At 38.8% G+C, this 26,772-nt stretch carries 21 protein-coding genes; 7 read left to right on the forward strand and 14 right to left on the reverse strand.

Translation table 11 applies throughout. The annotated features are described in order from the left end of the window. Nucleotides 1-34 precede the first annotated feature (34 nt). The 4 genes from FUA48_RS17355 to FUA48_RS17370 all read right to left on the reverse strand — a co-directional run bounded on the left by FUA48_RS17355 (nucleotide 35) and on the right by FUA48_RS17370 (nucleotide 4,480). Complete coding sequence (locus FUA48_RS17355; protein ID WP_147584764.1) at nucleotides 35-334, reverse strand: hypothetical protein; 300 nt, start codon at nucleotides 332-334, stop codon at nucleotides 35-37. Nucleotides 335-348: 14 nt separating this feature from the next. Further along, on the reverse strand, nucleotides 349-2,103 hold the full coding sequence (locus tag FUA48_RS17360; protein ID WP_147584765.1) for a hypothetical protein: 1,755 nt from the start codon (nucleotides 2,101-2,103) through the stop codon (nucleotides 349-351). Further along, complete coding sequence (locus FUA48_RS17365; RefSeq protein WP_147584766.1) at nucleotides 2,013-2,390, reverse strand: hypothetical protein; 378 nt, start codon at nucleotides 2,388-2,390, stop codon at nucleotides 2,013-2,015. The genes FUA48_RS17360 and FUA48_RS17365 overlap by 91 nt, the downstream gene beginning before the upstream one ends. Before the next feature lie 158 nt (nucleotides 2,391-2,548). Then, on the reverse strand, nucleotides 2,549-4,480 hold the full coding sequence (locus FUA48_RS17370) for a hypothetical protein (RefSeq protein WP_147584767.1): 1,932 nt from the start codon (nucleotides 4,478-4,480) through the stop codon (nucleotides 2,549-2,551). A 335-nt stretch (nucleotides 4,481-4,815) separates the two neighbouring features. Here FUA48_RS17370 and folE point away from each other — a divergent pair, with 335 nt between their 5' ends. The 4 genes from folE to lgt all read left to right on the forward strand — a co-directional run bounded on the left by folE (nucleotide 4,816) and on the right by lgt (nucleotide 8,280). Next, nucleotides 4,816-5,487 (forward strand): GTP cyclohydrolase I FolE, encoded by a 672-nt coding sequence (folE, locus tag FUA48_RS17375; protein ID WP_147584768.1) that lies wholly within the window; start codon nucleotides 4,816-4,818, stop codon nucleotides 5,485-5,487. Between the two features lie 44 nt (nucleotides 5,488-5,531). Continuing rightward, nucleotides 5,532-7,016 (forward strand): cysteine--tRNA ligase, encoded by a 1,485-nt coding sequence (gene cysS, locus FUA48_RS17380; RefSeq protein WP_147584769.1) that lies wholly within the window; start codon nucleotides 5,532-5,534, stop codon nucleotides 7,014-7,016. A gap of 4 nt (nucleotides 7,017-7,020) precedes the next feature. Beyond that, the gene (yidD, locus tag FUA48_RS17385; protein ID WP_147584770.1) at nucleotides 7,021-7,272 is read left to right on the forward strand and encodes a membrane protein insertion efficiency factor YidD; all 252 of its coding nucleotides are present in this window, start codon (nucleotides 7,021-7,023) and stop codon (nucleotides 7,270-7,272) included. 66 nt (nucleotides 7,273-7,338) lie between these two features. Then, nucleotides 7,339-8,280 carry a prolipoprotein diacylglyceryl transferase gene (gene lgt / locus FUA48_RS17390; RefSeq protein WP_147584771.1) on the forward strand — a complete coding sequence of 314 codons (942 nt, stop codon included), beginning with the start codon at nucleotides 7,339-7,341 and terminating at the stop codon, nucleotides 8,278-8,280. A gap of 64 nt (nucleotides 8,281-8,344) precedes the next feature. On the opposite strand, the gene FUA48_RS17395 is transcribed toward lgt, so the two are convergent. The 7 genes from FUA48_RS17395 to asnB form a co-directional block, all read right to left on the reverse strand. Continuing rightward, complete coding sequence (locus tag FUA48_RS17395; protein ID WP_147584772.1) at nucleotides 8,345-9,145, reverse strand: energy transducer TonB; 801 nt, start codon at nucleotides 9,143-9,145, stop codon at nucleotides 8,345-8,347. Between the two features lie 8 nt (nucleotides 9,146-9,153). Then, nucleotides 9,154-9,546, reverse strand: coding sequence for an ExbD/TolR family protein (locus FUA48_RS17400; RefSeq protein WP_129751888.1), 393 nt, complete (start codon nucleotides 9,544-9,546; stop codon nucleotides 9,154-9,156). Nucleotides 9,547-9,548: 2 nt separating this feature from the next. After that, nucleotides 9,549-10,256: a MotA/TolQ/ExbB proton channel family protein gene (locus FUA48_RS17405; protein ID WP_129751887.1), complete on the reverse strand. Its 708-nt coding sequence runs from the start codon at nucleotides 10,254-10,256 to the stop codon at nucleotides 9,549-9,551. Nucleotides 10,257-10,408: 152 nt separating this feature from the next. Beyond that, the gene (gene secDF, locus FUA48_RS17410; protein ID WP_147584773.1) at nucleotides 10,409-13,360 is read right to left on the reverse strand and encodes a protein translocase subunit SecDF; all 2,952 of its coding nucleotides are present in this window, start codon (nucleotides 13,358-13,360) and stop codon (nucleotides 10,409-10,411) included. A gap of 139 nt (nucleotides 13,361-13,499) precedes the next feature. Next, a complete protein-coding gene (locus FUA48_RS17415) occupies nucleotides 13,500-14,435 on the reverse strand; it encodes a malate dehydrogenase (RefSeq protein ID WP_147584774.1) in 936 nt (311 codons plus the stop codon). A 190-nt stretch (nucleotides 14,436-14,625) separates the two neighbouring features. After that, nucleotides 14,626-16,566 (reverse strand): DNA topoisomerase (ATP-hydrolyzing) subunit B, encoded by a 1,941-nt coding sequence (gene gyrB, locus FUA48_RS17420; RefSeq protein ID WP_147584775.1) that lies wholly within the window; start codon nucleotides 16,564-16,566, stop codon nucleotides 14,626-14,628. A gap of 279 nt (nucleotides 16,567-16,845) precedes the next feature. Next, complete coding sequence (asnB, locus tag FUA48_RS17425; RefSeq protein WP_147584776.1) at nucleotides 16,846-18,462, reverse strand: asparagine synthase B; 1,617 nt, start codon at nucleotides 18,460-18,462, stop codon at nucleotides 16,846-16,848. 229 nt (nucleotides 18,463-18,691) lie between these two features. Between asnB and FUA48_RS17430 the strand changes: the two genes are divergently transcribed. Both FUA48_RS17430 and FUA48_RS17435 read left to right on the forward strand, forming a co-directional pair. Continuing rightward, nucleotides 18,692-19,432, forward strand: a complete 741-nt coding sequence (locus tag FUA48_RS17430) for a glycosyltransferase family 2 protein (RefSeq protein WP_147584777.1) — start codon at nucleotides 18,692-18,694, stop codon at nucleotides 19,430-19,432. Nucleotides 19,433-19,439: 7 nt separating this feature from the next. Continuing rightward, nucleotides 19,440-20,570, forward strand: a complete 1,131-nt coding sequence (locus tag FUA48_RS17435) for a hypothetical protein (protein WP_168197009.1) — start codon at nucleotides 19,440-19,442, stop codon at nucleotides 20,568-20,570. On the opposite strand, the gene FUA48_RS17440 is transcribed toward FUA48_RS17435, so the two are convergent. The 3 genes from FUA48_RS17440 to FUA48_RS17450 all read right to left on the reverse strand — a co-directional run bounded on the left by FUA48_RS17440 (nucleotide 20,567) and on the right by FUA48_RS17450 (nucleotide 25,893). Then, nucleotides 20,567-21,019, reverse strand: coding sequence for a hypothetical protein (locus FUA48_RS17440; protein ID WP_147584779.1), 453 nt, complete (start codon nucleotides 21,017-21,019; stop codon nucleotides 20,567-20,569). The two genes, FUA48_RS17435 and FUA48_RS17440, sit on opposite strands and share 4 nt — an antisense overlap. A 77-nt stretch (nucleotides 21,020-21,096) precedes the next feature. After that, complete coding sequence (locus FUA48_RS17445) at nucleotides 21,097-22,851, reverse strand: TonB-dependent receptor (RefSeq protein ID WP_147584780.1); 1,755 nt, start codon at nucleotides 22,849-22,851, stop codon at nucleotides 21,097-21,099. Nucleotides 22,852-22,878: 27 nt separating this feature from the next. After that, nucleotides 22,879-25,893 (reverse strand): tetratricopeptide repeat protein, encoded by a 3,015-nt coding sequence (locus tag FUA48_RS17450; RefSeq protein WP_147584781.1) that lies wholly within the window; start codon nucleotides 25,891-25,893, stop codon nucleotides 22,879-22,881. 194 nt (nucleotides 25,894-26,087) lie between these two features. Here FUA48_RS17450 and FUA48_RS17455 point away from each other — a divergent pair, with 194 nt between their 5' ends. Then, nucleotides 26,088-26,771 (forward strand): cell division ATP-binding protein FtsE, encoded by a 684-nt coding sequence (locus FUA48_RS17455; RefSeq protein WP_129751879.1) that lies wholly within the window; start codon nucleotides 26,088-26,090, stop codon nucleotides 26,769-26,771. Nucleotide 26,772 lies beyond the last annotated feature (1 nt).

Genomic DNA, 26,772 nt, shown 5'->3' on the forward strand with positions numbered 1-26,772 from the left:
GCATCATTCGGGTTGCCCGTGTTGGCCTCTACCCTTACATAGATGTAGCCGTACCGCTTACAAACTGCGTAGGGTCCGCTATGGCGTTTATATCCTGGTCCGCATCATCATAAGTAAGGTGGTAGCTTAAGATAAGGTTCGGCTCGTTGTCCATGATATCTGCTGCTGCCTGGGTAAGGTCAAACTCCTCCTGGCCGTCCCCCGCATTGTTGTCATCACATAACACAAGGGCATCAGGGGTCGTATTCGGTGTAGGTAACGGAAGTACCTTTATGGTCATGGTAGTGTAGCTCTTACACCCTGCAAGGGTGATAACCTCTACCGTTAATGTCATCGGGTTGGAGGTGTTCACATAAGCAGTAGGGTCGGCAATCGGTGTGGTTGCCCCGGCTCATAGTAGTTAACCGTGTAGCCAAGGCCTACCCCGAATGGGCCCAGTATCGTGTTCTCCATTACCGTAAGGTCAAACTCCGTGGTCATATCATTCGGCAGGGCCTCGTTACATACGCTAAGTACAGGCGGACGTGTTAAGGCAAGCGGGATATTGATATGGATGGTGAAGCTCTCGATGCTGTAGCAGCCCGTGGCAACATCCTCAATCCTTACATAGATAACCTCTCCGTCCTGGGCCGTGTAGCCAGCAGCGTTGGTAATCCTCGGTGCGCCGTTCTGGGCTGCCGTAAGGTTATTGAAGTAATGGATGATATAATCCGACGGGTCCGCATTGCCTAAGTGCTCCAGTATGTAGCTGTCCTGAACCGTAAGGTCCACGGCTGCCATGGCATCCTGGTCGTTGTTGTCCGTATCACAAAGGGTGATGTCCTGAAGGTCCGCATCAATCTGAGGGGTATCCACAACAATAAGGTTAAGCGCATAGGCCGTAGCCGTATAACAGCCCGTTACCGTGTTCTCCACCCTTACATAGATGGTCTGGTTATAGGCATTGGTATTGGTATAGTTGTCCGTATTAGGGATGGCGTTGATACCCAGTTCCGCATCCTGTGCCGTCTCGTGGAAGGTTACAGAAAGGTTCTCTCCGTTGTTGATCATATCCTCAACAAGGGCATCAAGGTCAAACTGGGCATGGCCGTCACTGTCTGGGTCACACATGGTAAGGTCTTCCTGGGAAGGGGGAACCACTATCGGTAGCGGCTCTACCCTGATATCAAGCAATACGATCCTGTAGCAGCCCGTAGCCTCAAAGGTAACCCTTACATAGATCGCCTCGGCATTGCTCTGGTTGGTATACGCCTGCGGGTTCTGTATTTCATTTATGTTAGCATCAGCATCCGCAAGGGTATGGTGGAAGGTAACATTGATTCCCGTCTGGACCCCGATGATCTCAGGGATCTTAGTGGTAAGGTCAAACTCCTCAACCTCGTCAGGCTGCCCTCCTATAGTGTTCACATCACATAATGTGTATGGTGTAGGCTGGGTAGCAACAGGTAGCGGGTTGACGATAAGCTCCAGTTCCACGATGTCATAACAGCCCGTTGCATTGTCCGTTACCCTTACATAAACAGGGGAATCGGTATTGGTAGCCGTGTAGCTGCCCGGGGTCGCAATGGCAGGGGTATTGGCCTGTGCTGCCTCAAGGGTCGCAAAATAGCCAACCGTGTACAGTGCAGGGTCCAATCCGCCAAGTATCTCAGACTCTCTTGAAGGAAGTACAAAGATACCCTCACCGTCAGTATCATCCGGACCGTTGTCGCATAGTGCATATGGTGCCGGTTCGGTGGCGATAGGCGCCTGGTGAACAATCAGCTGAAGCTCCTCGATGTCATAACAAACCGTAAAGGCCGAAGATACCCTGATGTAAAGCGTCTGGGTGTTCGCCTCGATATTGGTATAGTCAACAGGGTCAATGGCATTGGTACCAAACTCCGCGTCATCCATGGTCTCGTGCGCAGTTACCGTAACATCGGTAAGCTGTGATTCTATATAGTCAATTACCGACTGTACGTCGAAATTCTCAAAACCGTCATTGTCAAAGGCACATTCCTCAAGGGCTGTCAGTGCAGGGGCAATAGGTGCAGGGTCAACATGAAGGGTATCTGAACTGCCGTCCAGCAGCCCGTTACACTGCTCTGTAACCTTGCCCATATCTGGGCCATATCAGGGGCAACATAGATATCAGGAAGCTGCGTGGCAGCATCGCCTGTCTCTGCCTCTATCTGGCTGCTATAGTAACTAACCGTTACCGATGATACTCCCGAAGCAAGGGCTGAATCATGGCTGTGAAGGTCAAAGTCTGCCTGGCCCGGTACCTCCTCACACTCGTGGAAGTCCGTCTGCGCGCTGTCATAAATCGGAAGCGGGGTTACAACCAAATCAAAATCAAAGACATCATAACACGTGGTTACCGTGTTCTCCAATCTTACATAGATCATCTGAGGGTTGGAAAGGTTCGCATAAGTTGTCAGGTTAACGATAGGGTTGGTAGCCGTCTCAGCATCATTAGCCGTCTCATAGTAGCTTACCGCATAATCAGGGTTACCACCCCGTGATCTCTAAATCTTTTGTGGTTAAATCAAACTCCTCTACTCCGTCAGGGGTCATGTAGTTTCGTCTGATCACATAATACGTAGTCGGTTAACGGCGCTGCTGGAGCAGGGCTTTGGTTAACAGTTAAGTCCATTGGAACCACTACATAACAACCTGCTAAAGAAGAACCTGCTTCTTTAACTCTAAAGTATATAATTTGATTTATAGCCTGACTATTTGAAACATAAGCAGGATAGTTCTGCGGGTTAGTACCGGCATCGGCCTCTGCCTGAGTTTCGTGAACTGTAATATCAAGCGTCATTGCTGGTTCAGCAGCAATAATTTCATTAACAGCATCTGTTAAATCAAATGATGCCGTACCATCATTAGGGTTATCATCACAAATTTCCATTGATGCAGGGCTAACCACATCATTTGGTAATTCAGTAATATTTATATCAAAACTGGTAACATCAAAACAAGTATCATCACCTAAAGTTGAAACTCTAACAAAAATAGTACCTTCTTCAGCATTATAATTTTGAGGATCAGCAATAGCAGGAGTGTTAGCGTTGGCATCAACAAGAGACTCAAAATAAGCTATAGTATAGGCATTCTCATCTAATCCTGCCAGAACGTCACTGTTTTGAACGGTAAGATCGGTCATTACAAAACCGTCACCATCATCATCACAAAGATTAAGATCATTCGGCTGACCTGCAACAGGGGCTTCAGCTATAATTATTTCAAAACTGGTTGTGTTTGAACATCCAGTCAGTGCATTTTCCATTCTGACATATATCGTAACACTAGTAGTTGTAGAAAATGCATTATCCGGAATAATAGGGTTAAAACCTTCTTCCGCATCCTCCTCTGTGAGGTGATATGTTACCGGATACTGAAACTCGTTCCCTCCCATTCTTACAAGAGGAGAATTTTGTGATAAGTCAAAAATATAAGGAGGAGGGTTTACCGCACAGATAACAAAATCTTCAGGCTCACCTAATTCAACTTCATCAATTTCAACAACAACAGGCTGAGTTTTAATTACAGGCTCATTGTTTCCACAAGGAGTATAAGTAGCACGTGCAGTATATGTAGTAGTTTCAGTAGGACAAACACTCATAGTAGTATCTGTGCTCACAACTGTACCGTTACTATCAAGCCATTCAAAAACAACTATAGAACTTCCATTAGGTGTAAAACGCCAAGCTTCATTTGTCGCACTCCAGCTACCTGTATTACGCCCAGGAGGAGTTACACCTTGGGTACCTCCGGCATTTTGTACACCAATAACACCATTACCACCATTCCAGCTTGGACAAGGAACTCTTCTTTGCACATAAACCTCAATAACATTTGTTGTTTCATACAACACTATTTGTGAAGTTTGCGCACCTATAGTTGCATCGTTTTCACAAGTCCCTGAAAACTGAGCTACTTCAGAGAAGTTAACTACCAGTGTACGACAAGGGGCACTACCTAAAATAGCATAGTTTATATTAGGATTTGCAAAACTATTATCTACACCCGGATCAATATCCTGATAAACACCATAAATAGCATTTTTGATAGGAAAACCTGCATTAGGAACCAATTGATTAAAAGACCACGGACAACCAGGTCCCGGCGAAAAATTTGTAGTATCAAAAGTAATAACACCATTAGACCCTACAAGAGCCTGTGTATAATTTTGACCGTAAAAACAAAATGAAAACGGTAATGTAACCAAAGGAGACCAAACATCATCTGTGTTTGCAGATACCTGAGTACCTCCAATAAAAGGATAAGGAGGTGCATAAGCGATAGAAGACACATCATAAGATGTAGTCGCTCCTGTATCAAAATAATCTGCGGTTAATTCGGTACATTCTCCCGGATGACATAAAGGGGCCGGTGCAAAAACACTAACATCCGGACATCCTGGAGCCTGTGAAAAACCTTTGAAGCATACAATACTCGTAAAGAGTATTAATAAAAGGTACTTGTTTCTCATTTTTCTAACTTGTTTTTTGAAAAGGCGAAATTTACACAAAAATAAAGCACTACTTTAAAAAAATTACTTTTTTTTAATATAACGCTTATATATAACAGTTATTACCCCCTACACCCTACCCTGTTTTATTTTTTTTTTATAAAATTTTATTTTTTAACCAAAAGAACAGCAAGTTTAAGGAGTTTGTTACAAACATAACACAATGCACTAATCCCGCAAATGGAGCTATATAAATAGTAACATAAAAATTAGCTAACTGCTACAGCCTTTAAAATCAACTTTTATAACTATCTTTGCCACCTGACTTTTTTAAGTATATATTAATTATTGTATCAATGATTGCTAACGAAGATTTAAAAGACGATATAGGAGATAACCATATTGCTACAAGCTCGGCTACACCCTTAAGGCCAGACGCTTTTGAAATGAGTGACGACCAGAAAATAGAAGCTATTAAAAAAGATGTTGAGAGTATTTTAAATACACTTGGTATGGACCTTACAGACGATAGCCTGAAAGGTACCCCTAACCGAGTTGCCAAAATGTTTGTAAAAGAGATTTTTGGCGGACTTAACCCTACAAGAAAACCGGGATCATCTACATTTGAAAATAAATACAAGTATGGTGAAATGCTGGTAGAAAAAAATATAACAATCTATTCTACCTGTGAGCACCACCTGTTACCTATAGTAGGACGTGCACACGTTGCCTACATATCTAACGGAACGGTTGTGGGCCTTTCTAAAATGAACCGAATTGTGGATTACTTTGCTAAAAGGCCACAGGTACAGGAAAGACTTACCATACAAATTGTGGAGGAACTGAAAAAAGTTCTTAAAACGGAAGATGTTGCCTGTGTTATCGATGCTAAGCACCTTTGTGTTAACTCAAGAGGTATTCGCGATATTGAAAGCAGCACCGTTACTTCTGAATTTGGAGGAAGATTTAAGGAGGAGCATGTTCGCAGAGAGTTTTTAGATTACATAAAACTTGACACACAATTTTAATCCTATTATTTTTATACCGTTACTAACGGATTCAATTTAACCATATGCAGTTGTATAAAAACCAGGCTTTAAAAATTTATAATTCGCTAAGCGGAGAAAAGGAAGTGTTTACACCTATACATGAAGGTGGCGTAGGTATGTATGTTTGCGGCCCTACAGTATACAGTAATGTACATTTAGGTAACTGTAGAACATTTATTTCTTTTGACCTGGTTTTCCGTTACCTGAAGCATTTAGGCTTCAAGGTACGTTATGTACGTAATATTACTGACGTTGGGCATATTGAAGACGATGCTGATGACGGTGAAGATAAAATTGCAAAAAAAGCAAGAATAGAAAAACTGGAGCCTATGGAGATTGTTCAGCAATACTCGGTAGACTTTCACCAGATTCTTGAAATGTTCAATAACCTGCCGCCAAGCATTGAGCCAACAGCAACAGGACATATTATTGAGCAGATTGAGACTATCAAAAAAATAATAGACAACGGATATGCCTATGAATCTAATGGTTCGGTGTATTTTGATGTGGTTAAGTTTAATGAAACCAACCACTACGGAAAACTAAGCGGAAGGAATCTTGAAGACATGATTGCCAACACCCGCGACCTATCCGGACAGGATGAAAAAAGAAACCCTCAGGATTTTGCACTTTGGAAAAAAGCCGAGCCACAGCACATTATGCGCTGGCCATCTCCGTGGGGAGACGGTTTCCCTGGCTGGCACCTTGAGTGTACATCTATGAGTACAAAATATTTAGGCAATCACTTTGACATTCATGGTGGTGGTATGGATTTAAAGTTTCCTCACCATGAGTGTGAAATTGCCCAAAACGAAGCCTGTACAGGTCAGTCTCCCGTAAACTTCTGGATGCATGCCAACATGCTTACCCTAAACGGTAAGAAAATGTCGAAGTCTACAGGAAACAATATCCTGCCAAGAGAAATCTTTTCGGGAAACAACGCTATACTAAGTAAGGCTTTTTCGCCAACGGTAACCCGTTTCTTTATACTTCAGGCACACTACCGCAGTGTACTTGACTTTAGTAACGATGCCATTATCGCTGCCGAAAAAGGTTTTAACCGCCTTATGGAAGCAATCGAGTCTTTACCGGGTATTACAACTTCTGCTACATCCAGCATTAATGTTGCTGCATGGAAACAGGAGTGTTATGATGCCATGAACGACGACTTTAACAGTCCTATATTAATAGCGCAGTTGTTTGAAGCCGTTAAGCACATAAACCTGTTAAAGGACGGCAAGGAAACCATTACAGCAGAAGATCTTGCTTCACTAAGCGGCACTATGCATTCTTTTGTTTATGAAGTATTGGGACTTGTTGATGAAAAGGCAACTTCTAATAACAACGATAAACTGGAAGGTGTGGTAAACATGCTTATCGGCATGAGAAATGAAGCAAGAGCCAACAAGGACTTTGCCCTTTCTGACCTTATAAGAAACAGACTTACAGAACTTGGTATTGAACTAAAAGACAGTAAGGAAGGCACAACCTTTACCCTTCAACAATAATACATTGACTTTTAAAAAGATAATAATAGCGCCCTTTATTTTATTAATACGCTTTTATCAGGGCGCTATTTCTCCTTTTTTACCTTCGGCATGCCGCTACACCCCTACCTGCTCACAATACACCATTGAAGCTTTACAGACACATGGCCTTTTTAAAGGCGGATGGCTTGGCATTAAGAGAATTGTAAGTTGCAACCCATGGGGAGGCCGCGGATATGACCCTGTCCCCGAAAGAAAATGCCGCCATAATCATTAATTAACGATTTTAAGGCTTGGCAGTCTTTCACATTTATTTATTTTTACAGAAATTAAACCAATAAAAATGATACACGCTTTAAGCTTTGTATGGAATCCGCACGAAGGCATAGACCTTGGATTCTTTCTGCTTCGTTATTACAGCCTTACATGGGTTGTAGCCTTTGGCCTTGGCTTCTTCGTAATGAAAAAAATATTTGAACGCGAAGGCGAAAGCATGGAAAAACTGGATAAACTCTTTATATATACTATAGTTGCCACCATGATAGGTGCCCGCTTAGGACACGTAATATTTTATCAGCCGGAATTATTCAGGGAAGATTTCCTTAATGTGTTCCTACCTTTCCGCACAACACCAAAATTTGAATTTACAGGCTTTGCAGGACTTGCGAGCCACGGAGCAGCGATAGCTATCATACTTACTATTTTCTACTACAGTAAAAAAATCATTAAGAGGCCAGTGCTATGGATGCTGGACCGCATAGTAATACCGGTAACAAGCGGTGGTATCTTTATCCGTATAGGTAACTTTATCAACTCTGAGATATTAGGTAGTGAGACTACTGCAGATCTTCCAACAGCAGTTAAATTTATAAGAGGTGAAGATTACCCTGGTAAGGCTGATGCCATGAAACTTACCCAAACCAACGATTACAACAAGGCTTATGATATGATTCAGCATGACCCAAGATTTTCTGAAACTCTTGCTGCAATCCCATACAGGCATCCTGCTCAGTTATATGAAGCTTTTTGCTATATTTTTGTATTTGCCATTATCTATTACATGTATTGGAAAACAGATTCAAGAAAACAGCACGGACTTATTTTTGGGGTGTTCCTTGTATTACTATGGACAGTGCGTTTTGTGGTGGAGTTTGTTAAACAAAGTCAGGGAGGATTTGAAGGAGAAAACCCTATCCTGCTTACAGGACAATGGTTAAGTATACCGTTTATATTAGCAGGTTTCTACCTGATATTCACAGCCAAGAAAAGAACAGAAACTCTTTAATTACAGAGTACATCATAATAAAAGCCCCGCAAATGCGGGGCTTTTATTTTTATATATTATCTCATTAATCAGTTAATGTAAAATTGTAAATAATCTTACCTATCTGTTTGTCCGGAGCGTCAGAATCAGGTTCCCATGTTGTATTCATCGCTGCTATTTTTGCCTGCTCTAATAAACATGCTGCATTGTTAGTGGTTCCTCTTGCTCCCGGTTTAGCACTTATCACCTTACCGGAACGGTCTACAGAAATCTCAACCACTACCTTACCCTGCTCATTACACAAATACTTAGGCTGTGGTTTTGCAATAGCATTCCTGCCTCCTAACTGATAGTTACCATTACCAGTACCAACAGTACCTTTTCCTCCGTTACCATAACCTCCCTGAAGCGATCCGTCAATTTTACCCTGGTCGCCAGCCTGATTACTATCACCCTGCCCCTGTGTTGCCTTACCTTCGCTTTTCGGTCCGTTTATAAGACTGTTAAGTGCATCGGTAGTACTCTTAGACGGCGTTGGCGGTTTAGGAGTCTCTTTAGGCTTTTCAGTTGGCTTAGGGGTTTCCTTTTTAGGTTTGGTATCGTTAATAACAGGGGCATCATCTACATCCTGAGTAACTACCTCCTCTGTAACAGGGTTTGACTCAGGAACCGACTGCTGCGGCTGCGGTGCCGACTGTATAGGCTCGGTAGGCTGCACATCGCCCTGACCAAAATCCGTAGTACCAAAGTTAATGGCAATACCATTTTCAGGGGGTGGATCCATATACTTCATACCAAGGAAAAAGCACAGAATAAGCAGTATCGCAAATATCGTTACTGTTATTGCAAATGATTTCCTTTCGTTTTCTGTTTCCAAATACTTCATTATTCCTATTATTTAGGATTAACTGCCAATACTATTTTAAATTTGTTTCTGTAAGCTATATCCATTACGCTTACCGCCTTTTCAATAGGCACACCTGTTTCGGCGCGCAATACAATAGCTTTGCCTTCCTGCCCTGCCAAAAGTTCAATAAGCCTTCCTTCAAGAGCTTCTTCTGCAATAGGGTCTTTATCTATAAAATACTCCAAATCCTTATTAATACTTACCGATACATTCTGGTTATTCTCGGTCTTACCTTTTGCCTTTGGCAGGTTAATGTCCAGGGCATTGGTAGTAACCATTGTAGAAGTAAGCATAAAGAATATCAATAACAGGAATACAATATCTGTCATTGACGACATATTGAACTCCGGAGTTACTTTGTTTCTGCTTCTAAAATTCATAATTATACCGGATCATTTAATAAGTCCAGGAAATCAACTGCGTTGGCCTCCATCTGGTTTACAATCTTATCTGTTTTCACTACCAGGTGGTTATAACCTATATAAGCTATAATACCTACAATAAGACCAACCACGGTAGTTGTCATTGCTGTATAAATACCGCTGGCAAGAGCGTCAACTTGTATCTGTCCGCCACCGCTTGCTATCTCATGGAATGCAAGTACCATACCAACTACGGTTCCAAGGAAACCAATCATAGGTCCTGCACCCGAAATAGTAGCCAATATACTCACGTTCTTCTCTAGATTATATATTTCAAGCTTCCCTGCACTTTCAATAGCAGTGTTAATATCCTCAAGTGGCTTACCAATTCTTGATATACCTTTTTCTACCAGTCTTGATACCGGAGTATTTGTATGCTGACATAAAAGCTTAGCACTATCAAAACGTCTGTGGGTAATATGATCCCTAATCTGATTCATAAACCCTTTATCTTCTTTAGAAGCTGCCTTAAGTGCAAGTATCCTTTCTATATAAAGGTAAATTGCCACAAACAAAAGAACTGCCAACACGATCATGATGATCTGTCCTCCGAGTCCGCCGCTTGTTAGGAGTTCCCAAATAGATAATGTTTTTTCTGTTGCCTGCTCATCTAATAGAGCTTCCTGAGCCACTGCCAAACTATCGGCGGCATTCTGAATGTTTACCATAGAGAATTAAGTCTTAAAATATTTATCTTTTAAATTTTAACGCTAATATAGGCTAAAAATTGCTTAATAGCCACAGCGCTAACATCTCTTTTAGAAATAAAAAAACCTGCCTGAAAATCAGGCAGGTTTTATATATAATTGTAAAAAAACTATTACTCAGCCGCGTTGTGCGCCTCTTCAACAGCTTTTTTGTCTTTAGCTGAAACTGTATCTACAAGGATAGGAGTAGCTATGAATAGTGATGAATAAGTACCCACTATAATACCCACAAGCATTGCGAATACGAACCCACGGATAGACTCACCTCCAAATATGAACATAATTAATAATACTACAATTACAGTTAATGAAGTATTGATTGTTCTTGATAAAGTAGTGTTGATTGACTGGTTAACGATACTGTTAAAGTTACCTTTAACATTACCACCAAGGTATTCCCTTACCCTGTCAAATACAATTACCGTATCGTTAAGTGAGTAACCAATTACCGTTAGGATAGCCGCAATAAAGTGTTGGTTCATTTCCATTTGGAAAGGAGCTATAGAATATCCTACTGAATAGATACCTAATACAATGATAACGTCGTGAGTTACCGCTGCAACAGCACCTAAACTAAACTGCCATCTTCTGAAACTGATCATTAGGTAAAGGAACACAATAACTAATGAACCAAGTACAGCCCAGTAAGAGTTAGTCTTAATATCTTTTGCGATGGTAGGACCCACTTTTGAAGCCTGAAGTACACCAAGCTCCTTACCTTCATAAGAGTTTACAAACTTCTCATAAGAAATATCAGTAGTATAGAATTTCTTAAGGTTATCATATAGTATCTGGTTAACTTCTTTATCAACTTCAACACCGTGAGCATCTACTTTATATTTAGTAGTTATCCTTAACTGGCTGTCGCTACCAAATACTTTTGCATCAACTGCACTACCAAAAGCATCACTTAAAACTGACTTAACTTCTTCTACAGATACTTTATTTTCAAACTTAACCTGGAAAGTACGTCCTCCTACAAAGTCAATACCCTGATCAAGTCCGTTTACTGCAAACGACACAAAGCTACCTGCAATAAGAATACCTGAAATGATATAAGCAAGTTTCTTTTTAGCAAGGAAGTTAAAGTCAAACTTAGTAAACCAGTTTTTAGTAATTGATGTATTAAATGCAAGGTTACTGTTTCTGTTTGCAGCCCAGTCAAGTAAAATTCTTGTAATGAAAATCGCTGTAAACAGTGATGTAAGTATACCTATAAGTAATGTAGTTGCGAAACCTTTTACAGGACCTGTACCAAATATTAATAGTACTAAACCTGTAAGGAATGTAGTAACGTTAGCATCGATAATAGATGACATAGCACCCTTCCAGCTAAACGCATCCTTAATAGACTCACCTAGTGTCTTGCCTATTCTAAGCTCTTCTTTAGCCCTTTCATAGATAATGATGTTAGCATCTACTGCAGTACCCATTGTTAATACGATACCTGCAATACCAGGTAATGTAAGCACAGCACCTAAGCTTGCAAGAACACCAAACAGTAAAAGTAAGTTAACTGCAAGAGCAACGTTTGCATACCAACCTGCTTTACCATAATAGAATATCATCCAGAAAGAGATCAGTAGTAAACCTACTAATGAAGAAGTGATACCATTATCGATAGCTTCCTGACCTAATGACGGACCAACAACTTCTGACTGCACAATATCTGCAGATGCAGGAAGTTTACCAGCTCTTAGTACGTTAGCTAAGTCTTTTGTCTCAGTTACATCAAATGAACCAGAGATTTGAGAGTTACCTCCCGAAATAGCTCCTGTAGTAACTGTAGGCGCAGAGTAAACAACGTTATCAAGAACGATAGCTATGTTACCACGCTCTTCGTATGCTTTACGGGTTAAGTCTTCCCAAATTCTTGAACCTTTAGCATCCATTTGCATAGATACGATAGGTTTACCTAACTGGTCAAAATCATCTTTAGCACCAGTAATAACACTACCGCTTAAAGGAGCAAGGTTTTCTTTGTTTCCTTTAAGAGCGTATAATTCAACAACACCAGGGTTGGATTTATTTTCTTTACCCCATGCAAAACGTACAAAACGTAAATCACCTGTCAGGTTAGCACGGATATCTTCTCTTTTAAAGTAACTATTGATTTTAGCAGTATCTTTTGTAGCTGCCATACCAATTATAGGACTCCCCTGGAAACCAGGCTGGAATATTTCAAATAATGGGTTGTTACCTTTTTTTGCTGCTGCAGAATCTTCAGCTTTGTCAACTAAAAGTGACTCTAAAGAAGAGTTTACAGTATCTTTTGTTTCTGCTTTAGCTTCTTCAGCTTTTTCAGTTTGTTGTAAGATTTGGCTTGCCTGACCTAAGAAAGGAGCAAGATCGTCTAACTTATAAACTTCCCAAAACTCAAGCTGAGCAGTACTTTGTAGTAATTTTTTAACCCTGTCTATATCTTTAGCGCCCGGAAGCTCCACAAGAATTCTTCCTGACTGACCAAGTTTTTGAAGGTTTGGCTGTACAACGCCAAATTTATCTATACGTTTTGTTAGTACACCAAATGCACTGTCGATAGCATCGCTAACTTTTTTCTTAACCTGAGCCTTAACTTCATCATCAGTCATGCTGGTTTTAACTTCGCTAAAGTTTCTGTTAGCAAAAATTTTAGGAGAAGAAAGCTTTATGCTACCGTTGGACTCTTTTTCAAAAGCAACAAAAAACGCGTCAAGATAATCCTGATTACCCTGCTGCTCTTTTGTAGCAACTTCTAAAGCCTTGTTGAAAACGGCATCATCAGTATTATTAGCTAAACCTTTAAGGATATCTTTTACAGATATCTGTAGGATAACGTTAATACCTCCTTCAAGGTCAAGACCTTTGTTAATTTGTTTGTCTCTTACCTGATTGTAAGTATAACCAAGAAAAACATCCTCTTTGCCTATTGAGTCAAGATAAGCTAATTCTTTTGTAGAATCGCCGTTAGCAAATGCCTTAGCATCGTCCTGAACTTTATTAGAAACAAATGTGAATGAAAGCTGATAAATACTTACTGCCGCTAAAATAATTGCGAAAAATTTAATAAGTCCCTTATTCTGCATTAGTACTAAAAATTAATTATTCCATTTTTTAAAAACGAGCAAATATATAATTCTCCAAATGATTAACCAATTAATTTGCTAATTATATCACAAAAAAAAGACCGCATAAAGCAGTCTTTTATGATATATTAAGAAAATGTTAAGCCAATACTGATTTCAAAGCGTCGTTCATGCTCCTTACAGCATCGGCACTTTTAGCAAACAATCCCTTTTCTTTCTCGTCAAGATTAATATCTACAATTTCTTCAATTCCGTTTTTACCTATTATGCATGGCACACCCATACAAATATCACTTTGCCCGTACTCTCCTTCCAGATATACCGAGCAAGCTATCATTTTCCTCTGATCGTTAAGGATACTATCTACTAGATAAGCTACCGAAGCTCCCGGAGCATACCATGCCGAAGTACCTAAAAGGCCTGTTAATGTAGCACCCCCAACCATAGTATCGGCAGCAACCTTATCAAGAACTTCCTGAGAAAGGAAATCCGATACCGGGCTACCATTGTATGATGCGATTCTGGTTAACGGAATCATGGTTGTATCGCCATGCCCGCCAATTACCATACCCTGAACATCGTTTGAAGGCTTGTTTAATGCCTGAGATAGGTAATACTTAAAGCGTGAGCTATCTAAAGCACCGCCCATACCAATAATCCTGTTTTTAGGCAGTCCTGTAGCCTTAAGGGTTAAATATGCCATTGTGTCCATTGGATTAGACACAACTACTATTATGGCATCAGGAGAATATTTAAGTACGTTATCAGCAACCGATTTTACAATTCCCGCATTTATACCTATAAGCTCCTCCCTTGTCATACCCGGTTTTCTTGGAATACCCGATGTAATAACAACCACATTACTGTTTGCTGTTTTAGAATAATCGTTTGTACTTCCCGAAACCCTTGTATTAAATCCAGTAGTGGTAGCACACTGCATTATATCCATCGCCTTACCTTCTGCAAAGCCTTCTTTAATATCTAATAAAACCACTTCACTGGCTATTCCTCTGTAAGAAATCACGTCTGCACATGTAGCGCCTACATTACCGGCACCTACAATTGTTACTTTCATAGTATAATATTTTTTAGATTGGTTAATTCAAAAAAGTTATTGTTCCTAACAAATATAACAAAACCAACCATTTAAAACACATCAAATTATCAATATTACAGCATTATTTATCTATTAATACTATTTTGAAAATAAAAAGGGGTATCGTATTACCGATACCCCCTTTTTGGCAGATATTTTACTAATAAGCTTACGCGTCAATTTTAGCGTAAACTGCATTTTTCTCAATAAATTCCCTTCTTGGCGGAACCTCATCACCCATAAGCATTGAGAATATCCTGTCTGCTTCCGCAAGACTGTCAATACTTACCTGACGAAGCGTCCTGAACTCAGGATCCATAGTAGTATCCCAAAGCTGTTCAGCGTTCATTTCTCCAAGACCTTTATAACGCTGAATAGTTCCACCGCCACCCATTCTTTCATTAATCATATCACGCTGAGCATCGTTCCACGCATACTCTTTCTTATTACCCTTCTTAACAAGGTAAAGCGGTGGAGTAGCTATATAAACGTGTCCGTTTTCTATAAGTTCCTTCATGAATCTGAAGAAGAACGTTAGGATAAGCGTAGAAATGTGGCTACCATCAACGTCGGCATCACACATTATAACTACTTTATGGTAACGAAGTTTTTCTAAGTTAAGCGCCTTACTGTCTTCTGCAGTACCTATGGTAACACCCAGTGCTGTAAAGATGTTTTTAATCTCATCATTTTCAAACACTTTATGATGCATTGCTTTTTCCACATTAAGGATTTTACCCCTTAACGGAAGAATAGCCTGGAAGTTACGGTCACGGCCCTGTTTTGCAGTACCACCTGCCGAGTCACCCTCCACAAGGAATATCTCACATTTTGCAGGATCCTGCTCTGAACAGTCAGATAGTTTACCCGGTAATCCGCCTCCACCCATAACGGTTTTACGCTGCACCATTTCGCGGGCCTTTTTAGCAGCATGGCGTGCCTGCGCCGCTAATATTACCTTTTGCACAATTATTTTAGCATCGTTAGGGTTTTCTTCAAGATAGTTTTCAAGCATTTCGCTCACCGCCTGACTTACAGGTGCCACTACCTCACGGTTACCTAATTTGGTTTTTGTTTGCCCCTCAAACTGAGGTTCAGAAACTTTTACCGATATAATAGCTGTTAAACCTTCACGGAAGTCATCTCCTGAAATTTCAAACTTAAGCTTATCTAAAAGCCCCGATGAATCGGCATATTTCTTTAAGGTATTGGTTAATCCCCTACGGAAGCCCGATAAGTGGGTACCACCCTCATGTGTATTAATGTTATTTACATAAGAGAAAATATTCTCTGTATAGCTGGTATTGTAAACCAATGCCACCTCAACAGGAACTTCACCCTTATCCGTCTCCATACTGATAACACTGGCAATAATAGGCTCACGGTTACCGTCAAGAAACTTAACGAATTCCTTTAAACCTTCCTGAGAATGGAAAGTTTCCCCTAAAAATTCACCTTTGTCGTTTTTCTCTCTTCTGTCAGTAAGCGTAATACTGATTCCTTTGTTAAGGAAAGAAAGCTCACGCATACGTGCAGCAAGTGTATCATAAGAGTACTCTGTAGTTTGAGTAAAGATAGTAGCATCCGGCTTAAAAGTTACCGTAGTACCTCTTTTGTCGGTCTCTCCTACCTGTTTAACAGGATAGATAGCCTTACCTCTTTCATACTCCTGCTCATATACTTTTCCTTCACGGAAAACAGTCGCCTTTAAGTGATCTGAAAGTGCATTAACACACGATACACCTACACCGTGAAGACCACCCGATACCTTATAGGAATCTTTATCAAACTTACCTCCGGCACCAATCTTAGTCATTACCACCTCCAGGGCAGATACACCTTCTTTTTTATGCATATCAACCGGTATACCACGGCCATTATCCTCTACAGTAATGGAATTATCTTCATTAATTGTAACATAGATAGTATCACAATGTCCGGCAAGTGCCTCATCAATTGAGTTATCTACAACCTCATATACAAGGTGGTGTAGACCTCTTGTACCCACATCTCCAATGTACATGGAAGGACGCATCCTTACGTGTTCCATTCCCTCCAGGGCCTGAATACTGTCTGCCGAATAATTGTTTTTCTTTACCTCTTCGCTCATAAAATCTGTATTCTTAATGAAATTTTAAGTTAACGAACAAATATATAAAAACACAAGGGATATTACTACCAAAACACCATATTTAGCAGCTAAGTTATTAACAAGTTATTAAATTTTGAATTTTTATAACAATAGTTTCAAATAGCACTTTAAACACTACTAAAACGCTATCCCGCTAATTAAAAAACAGTTAGCAACTCCCTAAAATAAGAACACCACGCAAAATGCGTGGCGCTTACAAACAAACAAACTAAAATTCCAAAAAAATCTGAAATTATCTTAAACTTCCAATTTCATTTGTGCTATAGCGGTATCGGCCATAATATGTGCCGCATTTGCCCTACCGCTGGGATCGGTATTTTCCTGCCATTTAGGAATCCATTTCCTAACTGTTTGCGCAGCACTCCTCTGCGGGAAATGCTTACTGAAAACCGACCTGTAATAATAGGCTTCTTTAGTAGCTGGCGTATTATACGGAAAACGCTCTTCTGCCCTTTCCATTTCCTCATCAGTTACCATTTTAGAGCAATATTCAATAAGGGTATCTATCCAGTTATAACCTACACCGTCTGAAAACTGTTCTTTTTGCCTCCAAAGCACACTATCGGGAAGATAAGGCTGCTGCGGAGTATCAAATGCCTTTCTTAAAATATATTTTTCTATACCATCATAAGTCTTAGGCTGTTTTTCTTCAGGCTTTATGGTAATGGCAAGTTCAAGAAACTTTTTATCCAGGAACGGAACCCTGGCCTCTATACCATGAGCCATTGTTGACTTATCTGCACGCAGCAAATCGGCCGTAAAGAGCTTTTGTACCCTTTCTATGGTTTCTTTCTGGAAATCGGACTCAGAAGGCGCATTACGGAAATACAGGTAACCTCCAAAAATCTCATCTGCCCCCTCACCTGATAACACTACTTTAATTCCTTTTTGAGCAATGGCTTCGGAAAGGAAGTACATAGGCGTACTCGCCCTTACAGAAGTAACATCGTAGGTTTCCAGATGCCAAATAAGCTTATCCAGTATTTCTATACCCTGCTCAATGGTAAAATATATTTCATGATGCTGTGTACCCAAAAACTCAGCCACTCGTTTTGCAGCTACAGTATCGGGAGCGTTGGCATCAAGACCTATAGAAAACGAATGGAACTCCTTTCCCTTTTCTTTCATTAACCTTGCCGCTATAGATGATGTTAATGAAGAATCAAGCCCTCCGCTAAGCAACACGCCAACAGGAACATCACTCATAAGTCTTTTATCTACAGCCTGGGTAAGCGTTTGCCTTATTGCATCATAATTTACCGTTTCAACGGCATTGGCAGCATCTTCCCATTTTGGCCTGTAATATTTTACAAAGCCTGTTTGAGGGGTATAATAATGCCCCGGAGGGAAAGTAGAGAATGTCTGGCACTGATCGGCCAATGCTTTCATCTCAGAAGCAAAATAAATCCTGCCCCTTTCATCCAGTCCGTAATACAATGGTTTTACTCCAAGCGGATCGCGCCCGGCGATATAATCGTCGCCGTTAACAACCACAAAAGCAAACATACCATCCAGCAATTGACAGAACTCATAACCAAACTTCTCATACAGATGTACTATAACCTCTGAATCAGAATGTGTTCTGAAAGTATGTCCTTTAAGCACTGTATCCCTAAGCTCCTGATGATTGTATATTTCGCCATTATGCACCATCCACGCCTTATCAGTTCCCTGTATAGGCTGCTTACCTGTATTAAGGTCTATTATGGATAATCGCTCATGACTTAATATATGCCCGTTCTCTGTTACATGTAGATCACTTTCATCCGGTCCGCGATGGGACATTCTTTTAGAAAGTTGTTTAACAAGGGCTTCATCTTTTCCCCTTCCGATAATTGCTAAAATTCCGCACATACTCTTCTGTTTTTATCTCATTCAACTGTTTTAAGTTGCTTTATATAAGACAAATTTGAGTTTTAACTTTCATTTTTAAAACGCAAAATAAATTTTAACTTACATTATTAAATAAAAAACATTTAATTAAAACAATTTTAAAAGTAAAAAGTAAAAATTATATATTCTAAGATTACAGATTTAAAAATAATGGAATCGTTATATTTGCTTTCCTTACCCTAGACGTATTATGATAAACAATAAAAAAATAACAGTTGTACTTCCTGCTTATAATGCTGAAAAAACACTGATAACTACTTATAATGAAATCCCTTTTGATATTGTTGACGAAGTGATTCTTGTTGATGATAACAGTACCGATAACACCTATAAGCTTGCTAAGGAAATAGGAATTAAACACGTTATAAAACACGATAAAAACCTAGGATATGGAGGAAATCAGAAAACCTGTTATAACAATGCCTTAGAAACAGGTGCCGATATAATAATCATGCTTCATCCTGATTACCAATATACACCAAAACTCATCCATGCCATGGCATATATAATAGCAAATGAGGTTTATCCTGTTGTGATTGGATCGCGTATATTAGGTAAAGGAGCAATTAAAGGGGGTATGCCGTACTATAAGTACATTGCCAATAGATTTCTTACATTCACTCAAAATGTATTGATGAACCAAAAACTTTCTGAATACCACACTGGTTACAGAGCTTATTCAAGAAATGTTCTAACAGAAATAGATTATAACAATAATTCTGACGACTTCATTTTTGACAATGAATTTCTTGCTCAGATATTTAATCGGAAGTATGAAATTGCCGAGGTTACATGCCCTACCAAATACTTTGAGGAAGCTTCATCTATAAACTTTAAGAGAAGTCTAAAATATGGTTTTGGAGTATTAGGAGTATCTTTTAAATACTTTTTAAACAATACGGGAATTATTAAATCCAGATTATTTAATTAAAATGAAAATGCAGCATATTTCGATAACTAAGCAGAACATCTGTCTTTATCTTATACTGGCTATTAATTTTCTTTTTGCTTTAAAGTACTTGGAACGTATTACTGAATATGCTGCTTTAATAGGTTTTTTTATTATAGTTATTCAGTTTTCCATTTGGAAAAACAAAAACCGATTTAAATTCCCTTTTAATATTAATTTACTGAATATAGGTATAATTTGCCTCTATGTGGTAACCTCCATTGTCCTATTGCAAAAAATTCCTGCCGAAGACCTGAATGTTGACCGATGGAGTGTTATAACATCATTTTGGGACGCATACTTAAATGGGGATTATGTTTATTTTGCCGAATCTCACCAAAATAATTATCCTGGCCCCATGCCCTTTTATTTCATTATAGCTTTTCCTTTTTATTTGATTGGGGAATTAGGCTTTATGTCTTTATGCGGACTTTTATGTTTTTACGGATTGATGAGATATATTAATATTAGAGATTACAAGCAAACGGCAATATTATTACTCCTTATATCATCCTTATTCTACCTATGGGAAGTTACATGCAGAAGCAATGTTTTTTTAAACGGTCTATTAGTTTTATTTTCAATTCTATACTTTTTAAATAAACCGAAAGATGGTAATTATAAACATCTTTGCATTAGTGGTATTCTAATAGGCTTAGCTCTTTCAACAAGAAATGTTTATATAATACCATATATAATAGCCTTTATATATGCTTTACGCGTAAAAAAAATAAATATAAAACAGACTGTATTTACAGGCATAATAGCTCTAATTACTTTTACAACTACATTTATTCCTTTTGTAATAGGACATTTTGAGGAGTTTAAAACAATGAATCCCTTTATTATTCAATCAACCTTTTTAATTCCGTTTGAATATACAATTGGCTTCATATTATTTGCTATAGCTATTTCCTTTTTATGTAAAACTAAAAATGATGTTTATTTTTTCAGCGGCATTACACTTAGTGCTATCATCAGTTTTTATTACCTATACCATATCATTAAAGAAGGTTTTACAGAAACTTTTTATAACAGTTCAGCTGATATATCTTATTATATCCTTGCTACTCCTTTTTTGTTTTATTATTTACTATTATCAGAAAAAAAGGTCTCTTAATAAATTTCATGGATTAGATAAACTGTACCATTTATCTCTATCTCACTCCCTTTTTCACTACCTAACAGCTTACTACCCAACGGAGATTGTGGAGAGAGTGCAAAAATGGTAGTACCTTCTACCACTATTTTAGGGAGTGCGGCACTTAAAAACAAATACATATTATTTGCCTTTACAAGGCTACCCAATATGATTTTTGAGGGAGCAACGTCAGGTTCTATTTTATCCAGTATCGATTTTTGTTCCAGTATTTCCTTAAGCTTATGATTAAGTTTTTCCTGTTCCAGGTGCATCATGGAAAGGGCTGTTTCATGTTTATCTCCCGCCGATCCTTTTGCATCGTTAGCAGCCCCTTCTGTAAGAGCATCTATCATATCCCTGAAAGCGTCTTCCTTATCCTGAACCTGTTGCTTATAGTAGTTTAAAACCTTTTGCTTTAATTCTTTCATATATCCCTTATAAAGCAGCAAAGCTACACAGGATTTTACTCCTATATAGCTTTACCGGTATTTTTTATTTCTTATCCTTAGAAATTAAACTTGTATGATGCCCCTAAAAGGAACTGGAATCCCTGTACAGGATAGTTAACCCATTTCTGATAGTTTTGGCCTGCAATATTATTAAGTTTCAAGAAACCTGTAAGCCTTTCATTATACCTGTATCCTACATGAGCATTAGCATCAAAATAGCTGTCCAGAGTTACTGTTTGAGAATCTATGTTCTGATCAAAACTCAGTTCAGGATATATCAGGTCTTTTCTTTCACCTACAAAAAACACGTTAGCTCCGGCATACCATTTCTCAGTAATATCCACATCAAGATCAGCTCCTATACGTATTGAAGGTAGGTTCCACGCTTCTTTCATGTCGGTATCATAACTATTGAAAGTCCCATTAACACCAAAACTAACATTATTAGAAATATCGGCCTTAAGCTCTCCAAAGAAACTGATTGTTCTCAACCTGTTATAAACAACACCAAAACTGTTGTTATAGTGATAATTATCCAATTGATCTTCAGAACTAGGTATATACAATGAATTCCTAAAAAATGCTTTGTCATCTTCATTCATATACGATCCGCGTATATTATAGGCAACTGTATTGGCAAGCTTACCTTTCAACCCTACATATATATCATATTGCTGATTAGTTGGAGTTACAAGTAAATCAGGTGACACAAATGGGTTTTGAGAAACAAAATCAGCATACGAGTTCTGTTTTAGCGAGCCTTCTGCACCGGCATAAGCAATCATTAAGTCGCCCACAACTTTATAAGATGCCTTAATCTGTGGATAAACAAAGAATTTACCATCATTTTCATCATCAATTTTTCCTGAGCTATAGAACAAACCGGCACCCAATTGTACCGATAAATCATCTCTCTGAAAAAGTATACTTGGCTGAACGCCAAAATTTAAATGACTATATGTTAGTTCTTCACCAACAACCCATGGCCCCTGTTCAAAAGTACCACCTACATAATCGGCAATAAAGTCTACTTTGATTTTTTCTTCAAGCACATCAACATCTAAAGATGGCTTTACATAAAAACGATTTTCCGCCGAACCGTATCCGTCCCAAAAGCGCTTATATAATACCGAAGCATCCCTAAAGAAACTGTCTTCCGCAGCTATATTACCTCCTAAATAAAAGGTATTGTAGGTTTGTTTAGGGTCTATTGCCGCTATTTGCTCATCGGTAAAATCCACATACTCCAATGGCAGTCCGTACCAGTTATAAACCTGGTTCTGATACCCCATATCGGCATTCCAGCTATAATCTTTCTGTCTGTTGCCGTAAGTTAAGTCTAAACTGGTATTATAGTACTTATCATCCAGCACAACGCCGTCTATACCTCCCTGTGAAGAGATGTGACGAAGCATACCTCCCACATACTCGTTTCGATTCAGATTTTCGGTAACAAAAAGTTCTGCATTAATAGTACCATAGTTACCTATACCTAATGATGCATAATTATTAAAAGCTGTTTCCTTTTTACCCCTTTTTACTCCTGCTGCTTTACCTTTTGCCGGTGTAAATGTTGAGGCTACAGGGAAAGAGAAGATATTGTATTCTATCTCTTTTTTCTGAGCATTATCCTCATCCTCCATTACAGGAGTTTCCTTTACTTTAAAAGCATCCGAAATTGTTGGTGTATATGGCTTAACCACATTTACCACTTCGGTTCCTATGTTCTCGTCTTTCTTTTGGGCCGTGGCTGCCTGAAAACCTGCCAGGGCTAAAACAAAAGCTATTTTATATTGAAATCTGATTGTCATAACTAAATTTTAAAAGGCTGGTTATACTTAATTTTGGATGGATGAGTTTGTTTTAGACTCTTCTCCTTTAATCCTGTTCAGTTCGGCTTTTGCCTCTTCCACTACATCAGGATAATCTGTAAAGTTCTTAATTACACTCTCCAATATATAAGTAGCCTGGAAACTGTCTTTTAAGCCATAAAAGTTCTTAGCCATAACCACAAGGCCTTTAGCTCCAAAATATTTATAACCCGAATAGTCTTTAGAAAGCTTTTGTATTGCCGCATTTGAAGCATCATACTTACCTTCTTTGTTTTTAAAGTAAGCATCATAATACAGTGCTTCTGCCGCCAGCTCACCTTTAGCTATAGTTTGCAGTTTAGCATAAGCTGCTTTAGCCTTTTCCTCATTATTGGTCTTAATAGCCGAACGTGCAATTATAATTTGGGCATCACTCTTAATCCTGTCTTCTGTTTTACTGTTTGCAAGTACCTTATCAGCATACACAACCGCATTAGCATAATCTTTTTGGTCGTAATAGCACTTCATAAGGTTAGACTGTGCAAAAGTTACATTTTGAGGGAAATCTGCCTCTGTTTCCAGTCTCTTAAGTACCGGCAGCGCTTTTTCATAATTCTTATTCTTAAGATGTATTTCTGCAAGCCTTGCCAGTGATGGTTCAGTAAACTCGTTTCTTGATTTAGAAACCACATACTCATAATTAGGCACCGCATTGTTCTCAAGCTTTTCTGCATAGTACGACTGAGCTAAGTAGAAGTTTGCCTTTAATGCAGATATACCGTTAGGGAACTGTGCCAGATAACTTGTTAGCGCAGATATAGCCCCTTTAGTATTGTTTTGAAGGTATTGCTTTTCTGCTGCCTCAAAAGCTGTATTATCAAGGTCAGAATCGCTTACATCAACAAAATCAAGTGTTTTTACCCATGCCGCATACTCTTCTGTCCTTCCGCTGTCTACATAAATAAGACGGGCCGTACTTACGGCTTCCATAGCTTCAGGAGTATTAGGGAATTCGGCAACTACTTTCTTAAATTTGTCAAGCGCCTGCTTATCGTTTTCTGCATTATAGTAAATAAGTGCCTGACGCATCATTGCTTTAGATACGTAAGAGCTGCCTTTATATTCACTTATAAGCCTGTCATACGTTTGAAGGGCTTTTGTTGTATTCTTTTCGGTTACATAAGTATTACCTAATTCATACAATGCATCATCGGCATATTTAGATTTAGGGTATGACTGTACAAATTTGGTAAGGTCTTCAATCTTTTTCTCATTTCTGCCCACATAACCATAACTGATACCTTTTTGGAAGAAAGCATAATCTGCATCAATACCTTTCATGTCGATTGCCTTGTTGTAGGCTTCCATTGCAGGCCAGTATTTTGTAGAAACAAAGTAACTGTCTCCCAAACGCAGGTAAGCATCATTAAGCCTTACCTTATCGTCTTTAGCAGCATCGGCATACTTCTGGAAAAATTCTGCTGCCTTTTCATACTCCTTTAATTTAAAGTAAGTATATCCAAGATTATAGTTTATATGCTTATACTCCGGTGTAGATGCAGCCTCAGTAAAGCCTGTATACTGTTTAAAACTCAACAAGGCTTCATTAAATAAACCTAAAGTATATTCAGTTTCTGCTTTCCAAAAAGTAGCCCTTGCGGTAAACCTTGGGTCACGCTGCTCTGCAATAGATTTCTTAAACAATTCTAATGCATCGTGGTAGCTACCATCTGTATATAATTCAAGTCCGCGGTAAAAAGCCACTTTCTGATAGGCCAGCCTGTTTTCAGGCGACTTGTTCTTTTCAAGCAGCGTTAAGGCCTCCTTGTAATTTTTTGATGTGATATAAGAATCGATAAGCAACCCCTGAACCTCCTGCTTAAAAGGAGTTTGCGGGTACTTGTCCATAAACGCCTTAAGTACTTCCGGAACACTTTGATAAGGATTACCTATTTCGTAACTCAGCTTAGCATAATTTAAATAGGCATCTTCCTGAATTTTGGCGTCAAAATCCATTTCCGATGCTGTTTTAAATGCATTTAAAGCCTGTTGCTTCTTATCGGTTTTAAGGTAACTTTCCCCTAAATGGTAGTAAGCATTTTGAGCTACAAAATCGTTACCATCTATAATTTTATTAAACTGAGCGATGGCGTTTTCATAATCTCCCTGCTTGTAGTAAGCATACCCTAGCTGATAATAGTCGGTATTGTTCCATTTACCTTTCTTGCCACGGTATTCTTTTAAATAAGGTATTGCCTTATCATACTGCTTAAGGTTAAAGTGACTCTCACCTATTATCTTATTAAGCTCTGATTTTTCCATAGCGTTTGATTTGGCCAATTGCGGTTCACCCAAATCGATAGCTTTTTGAAAATTACCCAGCTTAAAGTTCATGTCAGCCTGAAAATAGGACATTTTCTCTTTGTATTCGTCCTGATCTTCTACCTGCTCAAAATACTCGTTTGCATTTTTATAGTTATCGCTCTCATAGGCTAAATACCCCAAATAATATTTTGCCTGAGAACCATACTCTTTTGAGTTAACTACCTTGTTAAGGTATTTTTCTGCCTGCTTTTTGTCGCCTGCATTAAAAAAACTGTATCCTTTCTGGAAATTATATCTTTCCCTGTCGGCATTAGACATGGAAGCCTCATCGGCTTTGTCATACCATTTTAAAGCCTGCGGATATTTACCCTGATTAAAGTAATACCCTGCCACCTCAATATAAGCCTGATTTTGCTTGGTACTGGTAGGATAGTCTTCCACAAAGTTTTCCATAAGCATATCGGCATTCATCTGCTCAAGTCTTATGGCACAATTTGCTATATAGTAAGCACAGTCTGCCTGCACTTCCATTTCACTGTTAGTACTCTTGGTTTTTTCAAAAAGAATCTGGGCAGCCTGATACTCCTTTTCGTTGTATAAGGTAACAGCCTTATCAAAGTCTTTAAGGTCGTTTGTGTAGATTTTAGATTGCTGTGCCGATAGACTAAGGGCACAAAACGGTACTGAAAATAATAGTAACCTGTTTAGTTTGCGCATATTGGTTTTTTATTTTATGGGTAGCCAAATATATCAATTCTTATTTTTATTTAACGCGTAAATAAAGAGTTTTAGTATTACTTTAATAAAATGGATACACGTATAGAAAAGGTTAAATTGTATATTGCAAAAAGAATAATTTTTTGAATAAAACCGTTTACTTTATTACTTTTACCAAATAAACAACAAAGACTATGTCCCAACCCGTTCTATCGTTAAAAAACGTAAATGTATACCAGGATAATAATGCCGTACTTACCGACATAAACCTTGACGTTTATCCGGGAGAATTTATCTATATAATAGGTAAAACAGGATCGGGGAAAAGCAGCTTTATGAAAACCCTTTATGCCGACCTTAAACTAAGAGAAGGCTACGGTACTTTTGTAGACTATGATCTTGCCAAACTTAAAGAACGTAACATACCATACCTAAGGAGAAAAATAGGTGTTGTTTTTCAGGATTTCAAACTACTGCCGGACAGGACTGTTTTTGACAACCTTCTTTTTGTACTTAAGGCTACAGGCTGGAGTGAAAAAAGGGAAATGGAAGTAAAAATAAACGAGGTGCTTGATAAGGTAGGTATGAAAAATGCCATACACAAAATGCCTCACCAGATATCGGGAGGTGAGCAGCAAAGGGTTGCTGTAGCACGTGCCCTGCTTAATGACCCAGAGGTTATTATTGCCGATGAGCCAACAGGTAACCTTGACCCGCAAACCAGCGTAGAGGTTATGCAACTGCTTAAAGAGATTAATCAAAACGGCAAAACCATAATCATGGCAACACACGATTATGCCCTGCTGATGAAGTTCCCTTCTAAAACGCTTAAATGTGATAGCGGTACCCTGTTTGAGGTAGTACAGCGAACGGTTTAAT

This window comes from Flavobacterium alkalisoli (genome assembly GCF_008000935.1).
Lineage (GTDB): Bacteria > Bacteroidota > Bacteroidia > Flavobacteriales > Flavobacteriaceae > Flavobacterium > Flavobacterium alkalisoli.